Here is an 18,893-nt window from a genome sequence, read left to right on the forward strand (position 1 = left end):
TCAGCCTAATCGCTGTTGCGAAGGCCTGCTTTGCACGGTTGGCATGCCGGTTCAAATTGGAATTTCGCGGGAGTCGTTGGCATGATTCGCTTCGACGTTCCCAGGGTTAACCTGGTTCTCGCACGAGGAGGAAACGGGGAGCAGCGCCGTGAGCCTGGATAAAAATTTGATGCCGGTGCCCGACGGTAGCCCCGATGTTTTCGATCGCGAATGGCCGCTGCGCGTCGGTGACATCGACCCGACGGGCCGGCTGCGCTTGGACGCGGCATGCCGGCACATCCAGGACATCGGCCAGGACCAGTTGCGCGAGATGGGCTTCGAGGAGACCCATCCGCTCTGGATCGTGCGCCGAACCATGGTGGACCTGATCCGTCCCATCGAGTTCCAGGACATGCTGCGGTGCCGGCGCTGGTGTTCGGGCACCTCCAATCGGTGGTGTGAGATGCGGGTGCGCATCGACGGACGCAAGGGCGGCCTGATCGAGTCCGAGGCGTTCTGGATCCACGTCAACAAGGAAACCGAGATGCCCGCGCGCATCGCCGACGACTTCCTCGCGGGTCTGCACAAAACCACGACGGTGGAACGGCTGCGCTGGAAGGGCTACTTGAAGCCGGGCAACCGCGAAGACGCAACCGAGATCCACGATTTCCCGGTGCGGGTAACCGACATCGACCTGTTCGATCACATGAACAACTCGGTCTACTGGAGCGTCGTCGAGGATTACCTGGCGTCGCACCCCGAGGTGCTGGCCCTGCCGCTGCGCGTGACCATCGAGCACGAGGCGCCGGTGGCCCTGGGCGACAAATTGGAGATCATCTCCCATGTCCATCCGCCCGGCTCGACCGAACTGTTCGGTCCGGAGCTGGTCGACCGGACTGTTACAACGCTCACATATGCCGTCGGCGACGAGACGAAAGCCGTTGCCGCGTTGTTCACTGTCTAACCGGACAAGCGTCCCGGTAAATTGCCGATGACCTGCGGGTTTCGGTTACCGGGCGGTAGCTACTGAACCGGTTCAGTAATTCGCCAGCTTCGCAAAGTTCGCAAAATGACCACAAGTCATAGCCGAAATTCGCAAGTTAAATGGGTGGACCTGCGGGAATGCGCTGTGCCATGGTCGAGTTAGCACGTCAGTGAAGTTCGGTGAAGTTGAACCTCTAGCTTCCATTCGCGCGGCGATGGGCCCGGCTCATCGCAGGCAAATTTCAGTCAAAGAATGACCGTAAGGAGCAGCCACATGTCTGTCGTCGGCACCCCGAAGAGCGCTGAGCAGATTCAGCACGACTGGGACCACAACCCCCGCTGGAAGGGCATCGAGCGCACCTACACGCCGCAGGACGTCGTGGCGCTGCAGGGTCACGTCGTCGAGGAGCACACCCTGGCTCGCCGCGGCGCCGAGGTGCTGTGGGAGCAGTTGCACGAGATGGACTTCGTCAACGCGCTGGGTGCGCTGACCGGCAACATGGCGGTCCAGCAGGTCCGCGCCGGCCTGAAAGCCATCTACCTGTCCGGTTGGCAGGTCGCCGGCGACGCCAACCTCTCCGGCCACACCTACCCGGACCAGAGCCTCTACCCGGCCAACTCGGTGCCGCAGGTGGTGCGCCGCATCAACAACGCCCTGCTGCGTGCCGACGAGATCGCCAAGGTCGAGGGTGACCGGTCGGTGCAGAACTGGCTGGCGCCGATCGTCGCCGACGGTGAGGCCGGCTTTGGTGGGGCGCTCAACGTGTACGAGCTGCAGAAGGCGATGATCGCCGCCGGTGTTGCCGGTTCGCACTGGGAGGACCAGCTGGCCTCCGAGAAGAAGTGCGGCCACCTGGGCGGCAAGGTGCTGATCCCCACCCAGCAGCACATCCGCACCCTGACCTCGGCCCGGTTGGCCGCCGACGTTGCGGATGTGCCTACGGTTGTCATCGCCAGGACCGACGCCGAGGCCGCCACGCTGATCACCTCCGACGTCGACGAGCGGGACCGTCCGTTCATCACCGGTGAGCGCACCAACGAGGGGTTCTACCGCGTAAAGAATGGGCTGGAGCCCTGCATCGCCCGCGCCAAGGCCTACGCACCGTACTCCGACCTGATCTGGATGGAGACCGGTACTCCGGACCTGGAGCTCGCCAAGAAGTTCGCCGAGGGCGTCAAGAGCGAATTCCCCGACCAGCTGCTGGCGTACAACTGCTCGCCATCGTTCAACTGGCGCAAGCACCTCGACGACGACACGATTGCCAAGTTCCAGAAGGAGCTGGGTGCGATGGGCTTCAAGTTCCAGTTCATCACGCTGGCCGGCTTCCACGCCCTCAACTACTCGATGTTCGATCTGGCTCACGGCTACGCGCGCAAGCAGATGAGCGCGTACGTCGAGCTGCAGGAGCGCGAGTTCGCGGCCGAGGAGCGCGGCTACACCGCCACCAAGCACCAGCGCGAGGTGGGTGCCGGCTACTTCGACCGGATCGCCACCACTGTCGACCCGAACTCGTCGACGACCGCCCTGGCGGGCTCCACCGAAGAGGGCCAATTCCACTGAGTTAGGTTGAGCTAGTCTGCCGAGCAGACGCAAAATCGCACTTTTGCAGCGCAATTGATGCGATTTTGCGTCTGCTCGCGCTGATGAGAGGAGCACAGGGTGGCGATTGAGCGGGTGGGTGTCGTGGGCGCCGGACAGATGGGTTCGGGCATCGCGGAAGTTTCGGTGCGCGCCGGCGTGGCCGTGACGGTATTCGAGACCACGGATGCGCTGATCACCGCCGGCCGTAACCGCATCGTCAAGTCGCTGGAGCGGGGGGTGAGCGCCGGCAAGGTCACCGAGCGCGAGCGCGACCGCGCTCTGGGGCTACTGACGTTCACCACCGACCTCAAAGACCTCGCCGATCGTCAGCTGGTCATCGAGGCCATCGTCGAGGACGAGAAAGTCAAAGCCGACGTCTTCGCCGAGCTGGACCGGGTGATCACCGATCCCGACGCGGTGCTGGCCTCCAACACATCGAGCATTCCGATCATGAAGATCGCGGCGGCCACCAAAAGCCCGCAGCGCGTGCTTGGTCTGCATTTCTTCAACCCCGTCCCCGTGCTCCCGCTGGTGGAATTGGTCAGCACCCTGGTGACCGACCAAGGTGCCGCCCGACGGACCGAGGAGTTTGCTGCCGCAGTGCTCGGCAAGCAGGTGGTGCGCTGCGCAGACCGATCCGGTTTTGTGGTGAACGCGCTGCTGGTGCCTTACCTGCTCTCGGCGATTCGAATGGTCGAGGCGGGCTTCGCCACCGTCGAGGACGTCGACAAGGCGGTGGTCGCCGGATTGTCGCACCCGATGGGCCCCCTGAAACTCTCCGACCTCGTTGGCCTGGACACGCTGAAGCTGATCGCCGACAAGATGTACGACGAGTTCAAGGAGCCGCTCTACGGCCCGCCGCCGCTGTTGCAGCGAATGGTCGAGGCGGGTTTGCTGGGCAAGAAATCGGGCCGGGGTTTCTACACGTACTGACCCGACGCGAGCGCGGCCACACGTCGCCTCCGCGGCCTTATCTCGTTGCGGCTCAGACTGTTCCACAGCCAACGGCGGGCAGGCCTGAGCCGGCCCGCGGAAAGCCAGGTAAACCCGGGCTATTTTGCCAGAGTGAACTGGTCGACGTCGGTGTATCCCTCGCGGAACAGCTTCGCGCAGCCCGTCAGGTACTTCATGTAGCGGTCGTAGACCTTCTCCGACTGAATGGCGATCGCCAGGTCCTTCTTGGCCTCGAGCGCGGCGGCCCAGATCTCCAGGGTCCGCGCGTAGTGCGATTGCAGCGACTGGATCCGCTTCATCGTGAAGCCCGCCGCCGCGGATTGTTCCTCGACCACCGGAACGGTCGGCAGATAACCGCCCGGGAAGATCTCCGCCAGGATGAACTGGCTGAAATGCACGATCTCATGCGTCAGCGGCAGGCCCTTGGCCCTGGCTTCCTTGAAGGTGGGCCGCACGATCGTGTGCAGCAACATGATGCCGTCGCTTGGCAGCACCTGGTAGGCCATCTTGAAAAACCGTGGGTAGCGCTGACGGCCGAAGTGTTCGAACGCGCCGATCGACACGATGCGGTCGACTGGCTCGTGAAATTTCTCCCAGCCCTCCAGCAGGACCCGCCTGGTCCGTGGCGTGTCCAGTTCGTCGAACTTCTTCTGCACGTGGGCGGCCTGGTTCTCCGACAGCGTCAGCCCCACAACGTTGACGTCGTACTTCTCGATCGCGCGCCGCATGGTGGCACCCCAGCCGCAGCCGATGTCCAGCAACGTCATCCCCGGCTCGAGATTGAGCTTGCCCAAGGCAAGGTCAATCTTCGCGATCTGCGCCTCCTCCAGCGTCATGTCGTCGCGCTCGAAGTACGCACAGCTGTATGTCTTGGTGGGGTCCAGGAACAGACGGAAGAACTCATCGGACAGGTCGTAGTGCGCCTGCACGTTGCCGAAGTGCGGCGTCAGCTGCACTGCCATACGATGTCAGCCTTTCTGTCTATCGGTGCGCCCGGTCAACTAACCGACGAGTTGGACCCGCAGTGGCCCCGATGCATCTCCTGCATGCTAGCCGCTGCCGGGACATGCAGTCGCCAGCCCTGCGTCACTCCAGGGCCGGTGACGGCTTCCGGCGGTGCGCTGTCACCCCTGCGTGCGCTGCTGCCAGGCCGGCACAACCGGCGACGGATGCGGCTGTGCCCGGAACTTCTCCAGGGACCCCCCAGCCTCGACGATTCCACACAACGCGCTCCAACTCAGCATGCTCAGATAGTCGATCAACTCGTCGCTGGTCATGCGAGGGTCAGACATCCACGAGTGTGTGGCCAATTGCACACCGCCGACGATCAGATAGGCCCACGGCTCCACGCCGCCGACGTCCATGCCGACCTCGCGCATCCTGCGGCGCAGCATCACGGCGATCATGCGGGCAATGATCCGCTCGGAGTCGGCGATGACTTTGCTCTTGCTGCCCGAGCTGTTGGCCATCACGAACCCGTAGGGTTCCGGCTCGGCCGCCACGGTTTCGACGTAGACCCGGATGACTTCACGGGTCAGGTCGTAGCCGTCGAGGTCGGACGACAGCGCCGCGGCCATGTTCGGAATCAAGGTGGTCTGCGCGAAGCGCATCATCACGGCCGTGGTGAGGTCGTTCTTGTCGACGAAGTACCGGTAGAGGACGGTCTTGGACACGCCGATCTCGGCGGCGATTTCGTCCATGCTGAGGAAGCGGCTCTGCCGACGGATCGCCTCGATGGTGCCGTCGACCAACTCGTTGCGGCGGTCCACCTTGTGCTGGTGCCATCGCCGCTTGCGGCCGTCGGTCTTTGCGTTCCGAGCGGGGATGTGTTGTGCCACTGTCGCCGATTCCCATTCGCTTCCTGGACGGATCGATACTACGGCTTGCGGGGGGTCCGTTCGGCGGATCGCCCGGACTGCGTGAGGGTCCCGACCAGTGTGGGTAACACTAACCGGTGGTTGCGATAGCGGATGATGGTGTGGTGGTACACAGAGCCTTGCCGACGGGCGCAGCGTCGCCGGCACCGGGCATGGGCGGGGGCCGGCCGAACCGTACATCCTTCGCGGAGTCGATCGCCGGGGCAGACTTGGCGGCCGACGCCGAGCGGCGCGCCGCGCTGCGGCGGATGAAGGCGGTGGCGCTGGGCTTTCTGCTCGGCGCCACGGTGGTGTTCCTGGTGTGCCGGTGGGCGAATATGCACGGCGGTGCACCGGCCTGGGTCGGCTACGTCGGCGCGGCCGCGGAGGCGGGCATGGTCGGCGCGCTGGCGGACTGGTTCGCGGTGACGGCGCTGTTCAAGCATCCGCTGGGGATTCCGATCCCGCACACCGCCATCATCAAGCGAAAGAAGGACCAGCTCGGTGAGGGCTTGGGCACCTTCGTGCGGGAGAACTTCCTGTCGGCGGAGGTGGTCGAAACCAAGCTGCGTGACGCGCAGGTGCCCAGTCGGCTGGGCAAGTGGCTCGCCGAGCCCTCCCATGCGCAGCGGGTGGCGGGCGAAGTGGCGACCGTGCTGCGCGTCCTGGTGGAGCTGCTGCGCGATGAGGACGTTCAACAGGTGATCGACCGGATGATCGTGCGCCGTATCGCCGAGCCGCAGTGGGGCCCACCGGTAGGCCGGGTACTGCAGACGCTGCTGGCCGAAAACCGTCAGGAAGCCCTGATCCAGCTGCTGGCTGACCGGGCGTTCCAGTGGTCGCTGAATGCCGGTGTGGTGATTCAGCGCGTGGTCGAGCGTGACTCGCCAACCTGGTCACCACGCTTCGTCGACCATCTCGTCGGCGACCGCATTCATCGGGAGTTGATGGACTTCACCGACAAGGTGCGTCGCAACCCCGACCACGAACTGCGTCGTTCGGCGACCGGTTTCCTGTTCGAATTCGCCGATGACCTGCAGAACGATCCGGACACCATCGCCCGCGCCGACGCGGTGAAAGAGCAACTGATGGCGCGCGACGAGGTCGCCAAAGCCGCCGCGACGGCTTGGACGACACTCAAGCGGCTGGTACTCGAGGGCGTAGACGACCCGTCGAGTACGTTGCGCACCCGGATTGCCGACACGGTGACCCGGATCGGGGCGTCGCTGCGCGACGATGCCGACCTCCGCGACAAGGTGGACGGGTGGATGGTGCGGGCCGCTCAGCATCTGGTTTCGCAGTATGGGGTAGAGATCACAGCGATCATCACCGAGACGATCGAGCGCTGGGATGCCCAGGAGGCCAGCCGTCGGATCGAGCTGCATGTGGGCCGTGACCTGCAATTTATCCGTATCAACGGCACTGTGGTGGGTGCCCTGGCCGGTCTGGTCATCTACGCCGTCGCCCAGGTGCTCTTCTGAAGAGCGCTAACCGACTGCTTGCAATAGCAAGCACTGCTCCGTACCCTGGTGGGCGACAGCAAACCAGATCGGAACGCAGGGAGTGATCAATGCCGCCGGAGGACAAGCTGGGCACCAAGGTGGCCGCGGTGTCCTCGAAAGCTTCTGACATCGGCAGCTTCATCAGGTCGCAGCGCGAGACCGCGCAAGTTTCGATGCGGCAGCTTGCCGAGCGGTCGGGCGTCAGCAACCCCTACCTGAGTCAGGTCGAAAGAGGACTGCGCAAGCCGTCGGCCGACGTCCTGGCCCAGATCGCCAAGGCACTTCGGGTTTCCGCCGAAGTTCTCTATGTGCGCGCCGGGATTCTGGAACCCGGCGAGGCAAGTCAGGTGCGCGACGCCATCGTCACCGACACCGCCATCACCGAGCGTCAGAAGCAGGTGCTGTTGGATATTTACGCGTCCTTCACCCAGCAGAACGAGGCTAACCGTGAGGAGTGTCCGAACGAATCCGACAACGACGACTGACGGTGACTCATCTGACAGGACATTTGTAGATCACCGGACGTCCGGGTAACGAAACAACACGGCAGTCATCGGTCCCGGGCGCTGTCACAGCTCTGATATACGACCACATCCGACCCGATCACCAGGAGGTTTTCCGCGAGTCGCGCGCCAATGTCAATCCGCGGGTCTTGACATTTCCTACGCTTAGGAGCCGAACTTGCGCCACTTTCCGACCAATTAGGAATAACCCCGATATCGAAATTCAAGAAAGGAAACGTCATGGCTGAGAACACGAACATCGAGGAACTGAAAGCGCCGTTGCTTGCTGCGCTGGGTGCGGCGGACCTGGCTCTGGCCACGGTCAACGACCTCATCGCCACCCTGCGCGAGCGGGCCGAGGAGACCCGCACCACGCTGCGCGAGCGGGCGGAGGAGACTCGCACCACCCTGCGCGAGCGGGCCGAGGAAACCCGTACCGACACCCGCAGCCGCGTCGAGGAGAGCCGCGCGCGCCTGAGCAAGCTGCAGGAAGACCTGCCCGAGCAGCTCACCGAGCTGCGCGAGAAGTTCACCGCCGAGGAGCTGCGCAAGGCCGCCGAGGGTTACGTCGAGGCCGCCACCAGCCGCTACAACGAGTTGGTCGAGCGCGGCGAGGCCGCTCTGGAGCGGCTGCGTAGCCAGTCGGCTTTCGAGGACGCGTCCGCGCGTGCCGAGGGTTACGTCGACCAGGCCGTGGAGCTGACCCAGGAGGCGCTCGGCACCGTTGCGACCCAGACCCGCGCCGTCGGTGAGCGTGCCGCGAAGCTGGTCGGCATCGAGCTGCCGAAGAAGGCGGAGGCTCCGGCCAAGAAGGCGGAGGCTCCGGCCAAGAAAGCCGCTCCGTCCAAGAAGGCCGCGCCGGCCAAGAAGGCTCCGGCCAAGAAGGCTGCGGCCAAGAAGGTCACCCAGAAGTAAGTCCGGACACCGGATCAAGCAGTACCACTCGACTCCAAGTCGCCGAGGTATCGGCGACTTGGAGTCGACGTTTTCGCGGCGGCCCGCATAGTCTTATGGCGTGCAAGCCGTAGGTACCGTCATGTTCGTTCTGTGGGTCGCTGTCGCGGTGGCAACTGTGTACGCGTTTGTGCACGCCGCGCTACAGCGGTCCGACGCTTACACCGCCGCCGACAAGCAGTCAAAGCCGGTGTGGTTGGTGATCCTCGGCGGTGCGATCGCGCTGATCACCGTCCTGTACGGCATCTTCGGCGTAATGGCGGTCGCGTTGGCCGCGGTCGCGACGGGTGTGTATCTGGTCGATGTGCGGCCGAAGCTTCTCGAGGTGCAGGGCAAGTCGCGCTGACGGATGAAGGTCCTGCTGTCCGCGCCGGCGACGGCGCTGGTTTCGCTGCTGTTTGCCGTTCCCGCGGTTGCCGACCCCGCGGTCGGCCCGGCACCGCCGTACGTCGACCACACCGAATGGGTCTACTGGGGCGGGTTGTCCGGTCTACGCGTATTCCCGACTTCGTCGGGGCGCGCCGCGGCCCGGACACCGGGCACCGCCGAGGGCTCGCGCCAAGCTGCTGACGAGGCCTGGTCCGAGGTGCTCGCCCGGTCACCCGACGCCGACACCGCCGGCATGCGCGCCCAGTTCGACTGCCACTGGCAGCTCGCCGAAATCGCGCAACCGGGCAAGACCAGCTGGAACCTCGAGCCGTGGCGCCCGGTCGTCGACGACGCCGAGATGCTGGCCGAGCGGTGCAATCCCGGCGCCGCGGAAGAACCCTTCTGATGGCCCGGCAACCCACCCGTCAGCAGCTGGCCGCCCTGGTCGATCACACGCTGCTCAAACCGGAGGCCACCCCGGCCGACGTCGCGGAGCTGGTTGCCGAGGGCGCGGAGCTCGGTGTTTATGCCGTCTGCGTCTCGCCCTCGATGGTGCCGTTGGCCGTCGCAGCCGGCGGGGTCCGCGTGGCGTCGGTCGCCGGTTTTCCGTCAGGAAAGCACCTGCCGGAGTTCAAGGCGCAGGAGGCGGCCGCGGCGGTCGCCGCCGGTGCCGGCGAAGTCGACATGGTCATCGACATCGGCGCCGCCCTGGCCGGCGATTTCGACGCCGTGCGGTCCGACATCACAGCGGTGCGGGCTGCGGCGGCCGGTGCGGTGCTGAAGGTGATCGTTGAATCGGCGGTGCTGCTGAGTCTGGCCGGCGAGCACACCCTGACCGGCGCCTGCCGCGCGGCTCAAGACGCCGGCGCCGACTTCGTCAAGACATCGACCGGCTTTCATCCCGCCGGCGGCGCATCTGTGCGCGCCGTCGAGGTGATGGCCGCGACCGTGGGCGGACGGTTGGGCGTCAAGGCCAGCGGCGGCATCCGCACCGCTGCCGACGCGCTCGCCATTCTGCGCGCCGGCGCTACCCGGCTGGGCCTGTCGGGCACCAGGGCCGTGCTCGACGGGCTGGGTTAGCTCACAGATCGGCCAGGCAGGGGTCGGTGTTCCCGGTCGGAATGGTGGCGTTACGGGTGGAGAAGCGGGCCACCACGCCGTTGTCGGTGACCTCGACGCTGTCCGCCCGAACGCCCAAGGGGTAGTTCTTGGTCAGGCTGTTGGTGTATTCGTTGAGGGTCGACTGCACGGACTCCTTGGGCAGCGAGAAGCCCAGCGTGTTGAAACTGACGATCTGCAACTCGATGCCACCACCGACTATCACCGGCTTTGCGACGATGTCGTTGAGCATGCCCTTCAACTCGACCGTGCCGTCCTTGGGGTGAGTGGTCACGCTGCTGGTGACGAACTCCCCGAGTATCGGAATTGCGTTCTGCACCGACTCCTTGATGCCCTGTGCCGTCCAGGTGATGGTGGCGTCCAGCGCGCCGATCGTCCCCTTGGAATCGGCCGTGTGCTTGATCTTGACGTCCTGAATGTTGAGCTTGAGCTTCATGCCTTTGGCGTCGCGGATCTGGTTGCCCGCCGTCTCGATCGAGATGTTGGTGTAATGGTCGGTGGCCACCTGCCACAGCACCAGCGGAGTCACGCCGAATGAGGCGGTGGCCTGGTCTTTGACCACACACGCCGTCGCGGCCGCAACCTTGTCGTTGGCTTTGTGACGGACGTACAGTTCGGCGCCGATCAGCCCCGCGACCACCAGCGAAAACACGATGATCAAGACCAGCACGATCGCCAGCGGGTCACGCCGCGAGCGCTTCTTCTTCTTGACCTCCGCGGGCGGCTCCGTCGGCTGCGCGATCGGGGTGGTGCGGTCGGCACCCGGGGTCGGCGGCGGGCCCTGCGGGATGCGCCGGGTATCGGCGTTGGCGGCGGCGAGGTGATCAGTCTGTGGCGGGGGCGGAGCGGGCGGTGGCTGCTGTCCGAGTCCGCCGGGGGGGTCACCGGGATGGAGCCGCCCGGTGGAGGGATCCGCGGGAGCCGGAGGTCTGCCGAGCGGTCCCTGATCGCCCGGCCGCGCCCAACCTGACGGGCCTTCGTTGCGTGGTCCCTGCGGAGTCGTCACCCCCGCGATTCTGCCCTATCGATCTGAATGAAGCGTGAGCGGTTGCGCAGCACCGCGATGCTATTTCTGGCCCGGGACACCAGGTCGAGGTCGAGGTCGGCGGTCAGCAGTTGCGGCTGTTCGTCGGCGCACACCACCACCTCGCCGAACGGGGAGGCCACCAGGCTGCCGCCGACACCGGTCGGCGCGCCGGAACGGCTCAGGGTGCCGCCGGGGTCGGCCTGACCGACGGCCGCGACGAAGCTGGTCGAATCCAGTGCCCGTGCCCGGGCCAGGAGCGTCCACTGCGCGAGTTTGCCGGGCCCGGAACCCCAGGACGCGCACACCACGATCAGTTGGGCGCCGCGGTCGGCCAACTCGGTGTAGAGCGCCGGGAAGCGGATGTCATAGCAGACGGTCAAACCGACGCGGACGTCGTCGACCTCGATCACCACCGGATGATGCCCGGCTGCCACGGTGCGTGACTCGGTGAAGCCGAACGCGTCGTAGAGGTGAATCTTGTCGTAGTGGGCGTCGGGATCGTTGGGTGTGCCGGGACCGGCTGCGATGAGGGTGTTGGTCACCCGGCCGTCACCGCTGGGGCAGAACATGCCTGCGACGACGGTGATGCCCGCCGCCGCCGCTATTCGACGGACACCGGTCGCCCACTGGCCGTCGAGTGGCTCGGCGACCGGTTCCAACGGGACCCCGAAGCGGCACATGGTTGCTTCCGGGAACACCACCAGACCGGCGCCCGCGTGCGCGGCGCGGTGGGTGTAGTCGGCCACCAGCTGCAGATTGGCGGCCGGATCGGTGCCACTGAGGATCTGCGCCAGTGCGATTCGCATGAGCGCCAGCTTAGGAGCCGTTGAGTGACCTGATCCACGACGTGGTGAAGCGCTGTTCCACGGCGACCAGCTCGCCCAGCTCGTTGCCGATCATCCGCTCCAACTTCCCGCCGATGAACGGAACTCGCACCTGGATGGTGATCCGCGCCGACATCCGTGCTCCCCCCGATTCGCACAGCGGTTCCAGTATGGCCGTGCCGCGCAGGTACACCGGTGCTCCCACGATCGATCCCGCGATGGACGCGGTCGCGATCCCCTCCCTGATCGGCCCCCAGATCTCCTCGCGCCGGACGCACAGATCGCCTCGGTGCAGCTGCGTGACCAGGGCGGGCAGGTTATGGCTGAGCATGGTCTGCGACGTGACGACGTGGATGGTCCCGTCATTCCCGGATTCACCGCCGACCCGCATCGACTCGAGGCAGGCCACGTCGACCGGCGTTTCCGCCAGCCGGCCCTGCCAGTACCCGAGATCGTAAAAGGCCTGATGAACCTCGCTTACGGTGCTGTCGTAGTCGGCCGACATGTCGATTGAACGCGGCATGACAGGAAACGCTACCGTTACGGGCCATGGAGCAGAGCGAGAGCGGTTCGCTCTTTGCCGGGGCGCGTGTCGCCGAGTGTGTGCCCCTGGCGCCGTTGACGACGCTTCGGGTAGGTCCGGTGGCGCGACGCGTAATCACCTGCGAGAGCAGCGATCAGGTGATCGCGGTATTGCGGGCGCTCGACGCCGAGCCTCACAGCATCGCCGGCGACTCAGTTTTGGTGTTTGCTGGCGGGTCCAATCTGGTGATCGGCGATGGGCTTTCCGACCTGACGGTAGTGCGGTTGGCCAACGCCGGCATCGTCATCGAGGACAACCTGGTGCGCGCCGAGGCGGGCGCGGTGTGGGACGACGTGGTGGTGCGGTCCATCCAACACGGCCTGGGCGGACTGGAGTGCCTGTCGGGAATCCCCGGATCTGCCGGGGCCACTCCCGTGCAGAACGTCGGCGCGTACGGCGTGGAGGTATCCGACACCATCACCCGGCTCAGGCTGCTGGATCGGCGCACCGGCGAGGTGCGCTGGGTGCCCGCGCAGGAGCTGGGCTTCGGCTATCGCACCAGCGTGCTCAAGCGGGCCGACGGGCTCCATCTGCCCGCCGTCGTCGTAGAAGTGGAGTTCGCGCTGGATGCCTCCGGCCGCAGCGCGCCGTTGCGCTATGCGGAGCTGACCGCGGCGCTCGAGGTGGCCCCCGGTGAGCGCGGTGACCCGCAGGCCGTCCGTGCGGCGGTGTTGGCACTGCGGGCCCGCAAGGGGATGGTGCTCGACGAGGCAGACCACGACACCTGGAGTGTCGGTTCGTTCTTCACCAATCCGGTGGTCGCACCGCAGGACTATGAGCGGCTGGCCGCTGCGGCCGGCGGGCCGGTGCCGAACTACCCGGCGCCCGAGGGCGTCAAGTTGGCCGCCGGCTGGCTGGTGGAACATGCCGGTTTCGCCAAGGGCTACCCGGATGAGAACGCGCCGTGCCGTTTGTCCACCAAGCACGCACTGGCCCTGACCAACCGCGGCGGCGCCAGGGCGGAGGACGTGATGATACTGGCGCGCACCATCCGAGACGGGGTTCGTGACGTGTTTGGTATCACACTGAAGCCCGAGCCTGTCCTGGTCGGATGCGACTTCTAGCTGCTGATTTCGTGCGCGAGGCGCTCCGTCGTCCGTCTTGGCAGTGGGAGCCAGGCCATTTCGCCCGGTATCTTTAACGGTTGTGACCCCCTACACCACGCCCTCGAGCCAGGGGCCGATCACCCGGCGCGCGGCTTTGGCGGCCCTCGGCCTTGGGGTGTTCGCGCCGAGCGTCCTGGCCGCCTGTGCCGGTGGCAAGATCACCCCGCAATCGGAGAAGAAGCCGCCCGCGGCCCCGCATCTGACGTACCAGCCGGCCAACGCCACCGAAGACGTGGTGCCGATCGCGCCGATCAGCGTCTCGGTCACCGACGGTTGGTTTCAGCGGGTTGCGCTGATGAATTCGGCCGGCAAGCCCGTCGCGGGCACCTTCAATCAGGACCGCACCGTCTTCATGACCACCGAGCCGCTGGGCTACGACACGACCTACACGTGGAGCGGGTCCGCCGTGGGGCATGACGGCAAGAGCGTGCCGGTGGCGGGCAAGTTCATCACCGTGACGCCGAAGAAGAAGGTCGACGGTGGATTCCAGCTGTCCGACGGCCAGACCGTGGGGATCGCGGCGCCGATCATCATCCAGTTCGATTCCCCGATCAGCGACAAGGCCGCCGTCGAGCGGGCGCTGACCATCAAGACGAACCCGCCGGTCGAGGGCAGCTGGGCGTGGTTGCCCGACGAGGCACAGGGCGCACGCATCCACTACCGGCCCAAGGAGTACTACCCGGCCGGCACCACCGTCAGCGTCGACGCCAAGTTCTACGGCTTGCCATTCGGTGACGGTGCCTACGGCCTGCAGGACATGTCGTTGAACATCCAGATCGGGCGGCGGCAGATCGTCAAGGCTGAGGTGTCCTCGCACCGTATCCAGGTGGTCACCGACGCCGGCGTGATCATGGACTTCCCCTGCAGCTACGGCGAGGCCGACAAGGCCCGCAATGTCACCCGCAACGGGATCCACGTGGTCACCGAGAAGTACGCCGACTTCTACATGTCCAACCCGGCGGCTGGCTACAGCAATGTGCACGAACGCTGGGCGGTGCGAATCTCCAACAACGGGGAGTTCATCCACGCCAACCCGTCGAGTGCCGGCGCCCAGGGCAACAGCAACGTCACCAACGGCTGCATCAATCTGTCGACTGCCGATGCCGCGGAGTATTTCCCGACGGCGATGTACGGCGACCCGGTCGAGGTGACCGGCAGCTCGATCCAGCTCTCCTACTCCGACGGCGATATCTGGGACTGGGCCGTGGACTGGGACACCTGGGTGTCGATGTCGGCTCTGCCGGCGGCATCCGGACGCCCGCCGGGCACCCAGATCCCCGTCACGGCGCCGGCTACCCCGTCGACGGCACCCAGCTTGTCGGGCACGCCGACGACGACCACCACCACTGGGCCTAGTTCTGGGCCAGGTGGTTGAACCTCCGCGTCGCTGAAGCCTGATCACGTGGCCGGATGATGATCTGGTCCAGATCGACGTGTGCGGGTCGCGATGCCACGAACCCGATCACCTCGGCGACGTCGGCGGCCACCAGCGGTGTCATACCGGAGTAGACCGCGTCCGCGCGGTCCTCATCGCCATCGAAACGTACCAACGAGAATTCGGTCTCGACGGCGCCCGGGGCGATTTCGGTGAGGCGCACGGGCTTGCCCAGCAGCTCGCCGCGCAGCGTGCGGTGCAGCGCGCCCTGGGCGTGCTTGGCCGCCGTGTAACCCGCCCCGCCGTCATAAATCTCAAGGGCCGCAATAGAAGTCACGGTGACAATCAGTCCGTCGCCGGACTCGATCAGCTTGGGCAGCAGGGCGCGGGTCATCCGCAAGGTGCCCAGCACGTTGGTCTCCCACATCCAGCGCCAGTGCTCCATGTCGGCCTCGGCCACCGGCGCCAGTCCTTTCGCGCCGCCGGCGTTGTTGACCAGCACGTCGACCCGGTCCAGCGAGTCGGCCAGCGCGGCCACGTCCTCGTCTTTTGTGACGTCGACCACAACCCCGCTGCCGCCGATGCCGGCGGCCAGCGCCTGGATCCGTTCGGCTCGTCGTGCCACGGCGACGACGTGAAAACCTTGCGCAGCAAGGACTTTCGCGGTCGCCTCGCCGATCCCGGAACTGGCGCCGGTCACTACCGCGACTGGTTTCTGCGGGTCGGGGGAACTCATCGGGACAACTCTAGTTGACGTGCTAAATTTCCTGTGTGTACTGCAGTGCCATGTTCCGCATGACGACCGCGTGTCATTACGCGGGCGCGTGTTGTTGTCGCGCACTTTGCCGCGCCTGAACTGACGCAAGTCGCGGGTGTGGCCAGGGACCCGGCCATCGGAACTCGACCAAGGACTGCCAGTGCATTCGACTACTCTTGCCCACCAATCGCACAGCCGCGCCGGGCACCAGGGGCAACTGCGGGCTTACCGTCAGATTGTGCCTCCGGCGTTGCACCTGTCCGATTCCGCGTCCGCATCGGTGTTCCGCGCGGTGCGGTTGCGCGGGCCCGTCGGCCGCGACGTCATCGCCACCGTCACCTCGCTGAGCATCGCCACCGTGAACCGTCAGGTGATCGCACTGCTGGATGCCGGACTGCTGCGGGAACGTGCCGATCTGGCCGTGTCCGGCGCGATCGGACGCCCGCGGGTACCCGTCGAGGTCAACCACGAGCCGTTCGTCACACTCGGCATCCACGTCGGCGCACGCACCACCAGCATCGTGGCCACCGATCTGTTCGGCCGCACTCTCGACACGGTCGAAACCCCCACGCCACTCAACGCCGCGGGCCCCGCGCTGACCTCGCTGGCTCACAGTGCCGGGCGTTACCTGCGGCGCTGGCACCGGCGCCAGGCGCTGTGGGTCGGCGTGGCGATCGGTGGCACCGTCGACAGCACGACGGGCCTGGTCGACCACCCGCGGCTGGGCTGGCGGCAGGCGCCCGTCGGGCCGGTGCTGGCCGACGCGCTGGGACTGCCGGTCTCGGTGGCCTCGCACGTGGATGCCATGGCCGGGGCCGAACTGCTGCTGGGCATGCGGCGGTTCGCTCCGGGCACGTCGACCAGCTTGTACGTCTACGCACGCGAGACCGTGGGTTATGCGCTGGTGATCGGGGGGCGGGTGCACTGCCCGGCCAGTGGTCCGGGCACCATTGCGCCGTTGCCGGTCCAATCGGAGTTGCTCAGCGGCTCGGGGCAGCTGGAATCCACCGTCAGCGACGAGGCGGTGCTGGCGGCAGCCCGTCGGCTGCGGATCCTGCCGGGTGTGGCCACGGTGAACCGCACCGGAGCGTCAACGACGGGGATGACCGAGCTGGTCCGAGTGGCGCGAGGCGGCAACCAGCAGGCCAGGGACCTGCTGTCGGAACGGGCCCGGGTGCTCGGAGGGGCGGTCGCTCTGCTGCGCGACATGCTCAACCCCGACGAAGTTGTGGTCGGCGGCCAGGCGTTCACCGAGTATCCGGAGGGGATGGCGGATGTGGAGACCGCGTTCGCTGAGCGCTCCGTGCTGGCGCCGCGCGATATCCGCGTCACCGCCTTCGGTAACCGCGTGCAGGAGGCGGGTGCGGGCATCGTGTCTTTGGACGGGCTCTACGCCGACCCGTTGGGGGCGATGCGCCGATCCGCTGCCCTGAGCCGCCGTCTGGCCGACACCGAGCCCGATGCCATCGCCAAGTAGCGTTTCTGGACTGCGCAAGGCATGCGCCCGGGTTTGAGCCGCGACGCGTCCTGTAAAGATGACAGTGTGCGGTACGACGACGAGCCACGACGGGTAGCCCTGCTCGCGGTGCACACTTCGCCGCTGGCGCAACCGGGCACCGGTGACGCCGGCGGGATGAATGTCTATGTGCTGCAGAGCGCGCTACACCTGGCCAAGCGTGGCATCGAGGTAGAGATCTTCACCCGGGCCACCGCATCCGCCGACCCGCCGGTGGTGCGCGCCGCGCCCGGTGTGCTGGTCCGCAACGTCGTCGCCGGGCCGTTCGAGGGGCTGGACAAATACGACCTGCCGACCCAGCTGTGCGCCTTCGCCGCGGGCGTGCTGCGCGCCGAAGCCGCACACGAGCCGGGCTACTACGACATCGTGCACTCGCACTACTGGCTGTCGGGTCAGGTCGGCTGGCTGGCCCGTGACCGTTGGGCGGTGCCGTTGGTGCACACGGCCCACACCTTGGCCGCGGTGAAGAATGCGGCACTGGCCCAGGGCGATACGGCCGAGCCGCCGTTGCGCACGGTCGGTGAGCAGCAGGTCGTCGATGAGGCGGATCGGCTCATCGTCAACACCGATGATGAAGCCCGGCAATTGATCTCGTTGCACCATGCGGATCCCGCGCGGATCGACGTGGTGCACCCCGGTGTCGATCTGGAGGTGTTCCGGCCGGGCGACCGCACGGCGGCCCGGGCCGCGCTCGGGCTGGCTCTCGATGAGCCGGTGGTGGCCTTCGTCGGGCGAATCCAGCCGCTGAAGGCGCCGGACATCGTGCTGCGTGCCGCGGCCAGGCTGCCCCGTGTGCGCATCATCGTTGCCGGCGGACCTTCCGGTAGTGGGCTGGCATCTCCGGACGGTTTGGCGCGCCTGGCCGACGAACTGGGCATCGCGTCGCGCGTGACCTTTCTGCCGCCGCAATCCCGCACGGATCTGGCCGCGTTGTTCCACGCCGCTGACCTGGTAGCGGTGCCGAGTTATTCGGAGTCGTTCGGGCTGGTCGCGGTGGAGGCGCAGGCCTGCGGTACGCCGGTGGTGGCGGCTGCGGTGGGTGGGCTGCCGGTGGCGGTGCGTGACGGCATCACCGGCACGCTGGTTTCGGGACATGAGGTGGGGCGGTGGGCCGACGCCATCGACCACCTGCTGCGGGTCAACGCCGGACCGCAGGGCTGGGCGATGAGCCGGGCCGCGGCCAAGCACGCCGCCAGGTTCTCCTGGGATAACACCACCGACGCGCTGCTGGCCAGCTACCGGCGTGCGATCGGCGAGTTCAGTGCGGGGCGTCAGCGCCGGGTGCGCGACCTCGTCGCCAAGCGCAAGCCCAGGCGCTGGTCCGCCCGTCGGGGGGTGGGGGCGTGAGCCCGAATGTGCAGCAGGTGATCGAGGAGACGCTGCAGGCCAGCGACCTGAAGTATGCGAAGCACGCCGGAGCCCGCGGCGGCCTGCCGGGAATAGTCGTGGAGTTGCCCGGCGAGCGCAGGCTCAAGACCAACACCATCCTGAGCATCGGTGAGCATTCCGTGCGAGTCGAGGCGTTCGTGTGCCGCAAGCCCGACGAGAACCACGAAGGCGTGTACCGATTCCTGCTCAAGCGCAACCGCCGCCTGTACGGGGTCGCCTACACCCTGGACAAGGTCGGTGACATCTACCTTGTCGGGCGGATGTCGCTGGCCTCGGTCGACCCGGCGGAGATCGACCGCGTGTTGGGGCAGGTGCTCGAGGCGGTGGATTCGGACTTCAACAAATTGCTCGAGTTGGGTTTCCGGTCGTCCATTCAAAAGGAATGGGAGTGGCGGGTGTCCCGCGGCGAGTCGTTGAAGAATTTGCAGGCGTTCGCGCATCTGATCGATGACGAAGACGACGATGGGGAGCGCGAAGCGCGATGAGATGGGTCACCTCCCGCTCGTGGGGGGAG

20 protein-coding genes are annotated in these 18,893 nt (G+C 66.4%); 14 read left to right on the forward strand and 6 right to left on the reverse strand.

All coding sequences use genetic code 11. From position 1 onward, the window contains the following. Positions 1-148: 148 nt before the first annotated feature. The 3 genes from ACX9NE_RS08255 to ACX9NE_RS08265 all read left to right on the forward strand — a co-directional run bounded on the left by ACX9NE_RS08255 (position 149) and on the right by ACX9NE_RS08265 (position 3,478). Complete coding sequence (locus tag ACX9NE_RS08255) at positions 149-943, forward strand: acyl-ACP thioesterase domain-containing protein (protein ID WP_459361199.1); 795 nt, start codon at positions 149-151, stop codon at positions 941-943. Between the two features lie 294 nt (positions 944-1,237). Then, positions 1,238-2,524 carry an isocitrate lyase gene (aceA, locus tag ACX9NE_RS08260; protein WP_459361200.1) on the forward strand — a complete coding sequence of 429 codons (1,287 nt, stop codon included), beginning with the start codon at positions 1,238-1,240 and terminating at the stop codon, positions 2,522-2,524. Positions 2,525-2,623: 99 nt separating this feature from the next. Then, positions 2,624-3,478: a 3-hydroxybutyryl-CoA dehydrogenase gene (locus tag ACX9NE_RS08265; protein WP_459361201.1), complete on the forward strand. Its 855-nt coding sequence runs from the start codon at positions 2,624-2,626 to the stop codon at positions 3,476-3,478. Between the two features lie 119 nt (positions 3,479-3,597). Here ACX9NE_RS08265 and pcaA read toward each other — a convergent pair whose 3' ends face one another. Both pcaA and ACX9NE_RS08275 read right to left on the reverse strand, forming a co-directional pair. After that, positions 3,598-4,461, reverse strand: coding sequence for a cyclopropane mycolic acid synthase PcaA (gene pcaA / locus ACX9NE_RS08270; RefSeq protein ID WP_459361202.1), 864 nt, complete (start codon positions 4,459-4,461; stop codon positions 3,598-3,600). A gap of 162 nt (positions 4,462-4,623) precedes the next feature. Continuing rightward, entirely contained in the window at positions 4,624-5,337 is a 714-nt protein-coding gene (locus ACX9NE_RS08275) for a TetR/AcrR family transcriptional regulator (protein WP_459361203.1), read from the reverse strand. A 140-nt stretch (positions 5,338-5,477) separates the two neighbouring features. Here ACX9NE_RS08275 and ACX9NE_RS08280 point away from each other — a divergent pair, with 140 nt between their 5' ends. From ACX9NE_RS08280 to deoC, 6 genes are all read left to right on the forward strand, one after another. Further along, entirely contained in the window at positions 5,478-6,836 is a 1,359-nt protein-coding gene (locus ACX9NE_RS08280) for a DUF445 domain-containing protein (protein ID WP_459361204.1), read from the forward strand. A gap of 89 nt (positions 6,837-6,925) precedes the next feature. Then, positions 6,926-7,342, forward strand: a complete 417-nt coding sequence (locus ACX9NE_RS08285) for a helix-turn-helix domain-containing protein (RefSeq protein ID WP_459361205.1) — start codon at positions 6,926-6,928, stop codon at positions 7,340-7,342. Between the two features lie 258 nt (positions 7,343-7,600). Next, positions 7,601-8,275 (forward strand): heparin-binding hemagglutinin, encoded by a 675-nt coding sequence (locus ACX9NE_RS08290; RefSeq protein WP_459361206.1) that lies wholly within the window; start codon positions 7,601-7,603, stop codon positions 8,273-8,275. 121 nt (positions 8,276-8,396) lie between these two features. Then, positions 8,397-8,660 carry a DUF2516 family protein gene (locus ACX9NE_RS08295; protein WP_459361207.1) on the forward strand — a complete coding sequence of 88 codons (264 nt, stop codon included), beginning with the start codon at positions 8,397-8,399 and terminating at the stop codon, positions 8,658-8,660. A 3-nt stretch (positions 8,661-8,663) separates the two neighbouring features. Beyond that, complete coding sequence (locus ACX9NE_RS08300) at positions 8,664-9,089, forward strand: DUF2599 domain-containing protein (RefSeq protein WP_459361208.1); 426 nt, start codon at positions 8,664-8,666, stop codon at positions 9,087-9,089. Beyond that, the gene (gene deoC / locus ACX9NE_RS08305) at positions 9,089-9,763 is read left to right on the forward strand and encodes a deoxyribose-phosphate aldolase (RefSeq protein ID WP_459361209.1); all 675 of its coding nucleotides are present in this window, start codon (positions 9,089-9,091) and stop codon (positions 9,761-9,763) included. The genes ACX9NE_RS08300 and deoC overlap by 1 nt, the downstream gene beginning before the upstream one ends. A gap of 1 nt (position 9,764) precedes the next feature. On the opposite strand, the gene ACX9NE_RS08310 is transcribed toward deoC, so the two are convergent. Genes ACX9NE_RS08310 through ACX9NE_RS08320 form a run of 3 tightly spaced genes read right to left on the reverse strand, consistent with a single transcriptional unit; the run spans position 9,765 to position 12,176 of the window. Then, positions 9,765-10,808 (reverse strand): LmeA family phospholipid-binding protein, encoded by a 1,044-nt coding sequence (locus ACX9NE_RS08310; RefSeq protein WP_459361210.1) that lies wholly within the window; start codon positions 10,806-10,808, stop codon positions 9,765-9,767. Then, on the reverse strand, positions 10,805-11,635 hold the full coding sequence (locus ACX9NE_RS08315) for a carbon-nitrogen hydrolase family protein (protein ID WP_459361211.1): 831 nt from the start codon (positions 11,633-11,635) through the stop codon (positions 10,805-10,807). Before ACX9NE_RS08315 ends, ACX9NE_RS08310 begins: the two co-directional genes overlap by 4 nt. 10 nt (positions 11,636-11,645) lie before the next feature. Beyond that, positions 11,646-12,176 carry a DUF2505 domain-containing protein gene (locus ACX9NE_RS08320; RefSeq protein ID WP_459361212.1) on the reverse strand — a complete coding sequence of 177 codons (531 nt, stop codon included), beginning with the start codon at positions 12,174-12,176 and terminating at the stop codon, positions 11,646-11,648. A gap of 26 nt (positions 12,177-12,202) precedes the next feature. Between ACX9NE_RS08320 and ACX9NE_RS08325 the strand changes: the two genes are divergently transcribed. After that, the gene (locus ACX9NE_RS08325) at positions 12,203-13,300 is read left to right on the forward strand and encodes a UDP-N-acetylmuramate dehydrogenase (protein WP_459361213.1); all 1,098 of its coding nucleotides are present in this window, start codon (positions 12,203-12,205) and stop codon (positions 13,298-13,300) included. Positions 13,301-13,343: 43 nt separating this feature from the next. Continuing rightward, entirely contained in the window at positions 13,344-14,717 is a 1,374-nt protein-coding gene (locus ACX9NE_RS08330; protein ID WP_459361214.1) for a L,D-transpeptidase, read from the forward strand. Here ACX9NE_RS08330 and ACX9NE_RS08335 read toward each other — a convergent pair. Then, a complete protein-coding gene (locus ACX9NE_RS08335) occupies positions 14,695-15,453 on the reverse strand; it encodes an SDR family oxidoreductase (protein WP_459361215.1) in 759 nt (252 codons plus the stop codon). The genes ACX9NE_RS08330 and ACX9NE_RS08335 overlap by 23 nt on opposite strands. A gap of 181 nt (positions 15,454-15,634) precedes the next feature. On the opposite strand from ACX9NE_RS08335, the gene ACX9NE_RS08340 reads away from it, so the two are divergent. From ACX9NE_RS08340 to ACX9NE_RS08350, 3 genes are all read left to right on the forward strand, one after another. Next, positions 15,635-16,951, forward strand: coding sequence for an ROK family protein (locus ACX9NE_RS08340; protein ID WP_459361216.1), 1,317 nt, complete (start codon positions 15,635-15,637; stop codon positions 16,949-16,951). Between the two features lie 66 nt (positions 16,952-17,017). Then, complete coding sequence (gene mshA / locus ACX9NE_RS08345) at positions 17,018-18,337, forward strand: D-inositol-3-phosphate glycosyltransferase (RefSeq protein WP_459361217.1); 1,320 nt, start codon at positions 17,018-17,020, stop codon at positions 18,335-18,337. Beyond that, positions 18,334-18,864 carry a type III secretion system chaperone family protein gene (locus ACX9NE_RS08350; protein WP_459361218.1) on the forward strand — a complete coding sequence of 177 codons (531 nt, stop codon included), beginning with the start codon at positions 18,334-18,336 and terminating at the stop codon, positions 18,862-18,864. The genes mshA and ACX9NE_RS08350 overlap by 4 nt, the downstream gene beginning before the upstream one ends. The last annotated feature ends 29 nt before the right edge of the window (positions 18,865-18,893 follow it).

This window comes from Mycobacterium sp. ML4 (genome assembly GCF_054515735.1).

Bases quoted from the DNA above. Each gene is read 5' to 3' on its own strand.
- aceA (WP_459361200.1), top strand. From the start codon at position 1,238: ATGTCTGTCGTCGGCACCCCGAAGAGCGCTGAGCAGATTCAGCACGAC.
- pcaA (WP_459361202.1), bottom strand. From the start codon at position 4,461: ATGGCAGTGCAGCTGACGCCGCACTTCGGCAACGTGCAGGCGCACTAC.
- ACX9NE_RS08285 (WP_459361205.1), top strand. From the start codon at position 6,926: ATGCCGCCGGAGGACAAGCTGGGCACCAAGGTGGCCGCGGTGTCCTCG.
- ACX9NE_RS08290 (WP_459361206.1), top strand. From the start codon at position 7,601: ATGGCTGAGAACACGAACATCGAGGAACTGAAAGCGCCGTTGCTTGCT.
- ACX9NE_RS08295 (WP_459361207.1), top strand. From the start codon at position 8,397: ATGTTCGTTCTGTGGGTCGCTGTCGCGGTGGCAACTGTGTACGCGTTT.
- ACX9NE_RS08300 (WP_459361208.1), top strand. From the start codon at position 8,664: ATGAAGGTCCTGCTGTCCGCGCCGGCGACGGCGCTGGTTTCGCTGCTG.
- deoC (WP_459361209.1), top strand. From the start codon at position 9,089: ATGGCCCGGCAACCCACCCGTCAGCAGCTGGCCGCCCTGGTCGATCAC.
- ACX9NE_RS08315 (WP_459361211.1), bottom strand. From the start codon at position 11,635: ATGCGAATCGCACTGGCGCAGATCCTCAGTGGCACCGATCCGGCCGCC.
- ACX9NE_RS08320 (WP_459361212.1), bottom strand. From the start codon at position 12,176: ATGCCGCGTTCAATCGACATGTCGGCCGACTACGACAGCACCGTAAGC.
- ACX9NE_RS08325 (WP_459361213.1), top strand. From the start codon at position 12,203: ATGGAGCAGAGCGAGAGCGGTTCGCTCTTTGCCGGGGCGCGTGTCGCC.
- ACX9NE_RS08335 (WP_459361215.1), bottom strand. From the start codon at position 15,453: ATGAGTTCCCCCGACCCGCAGAAACCAGTCGCGGTAGTGACCGGCGCC.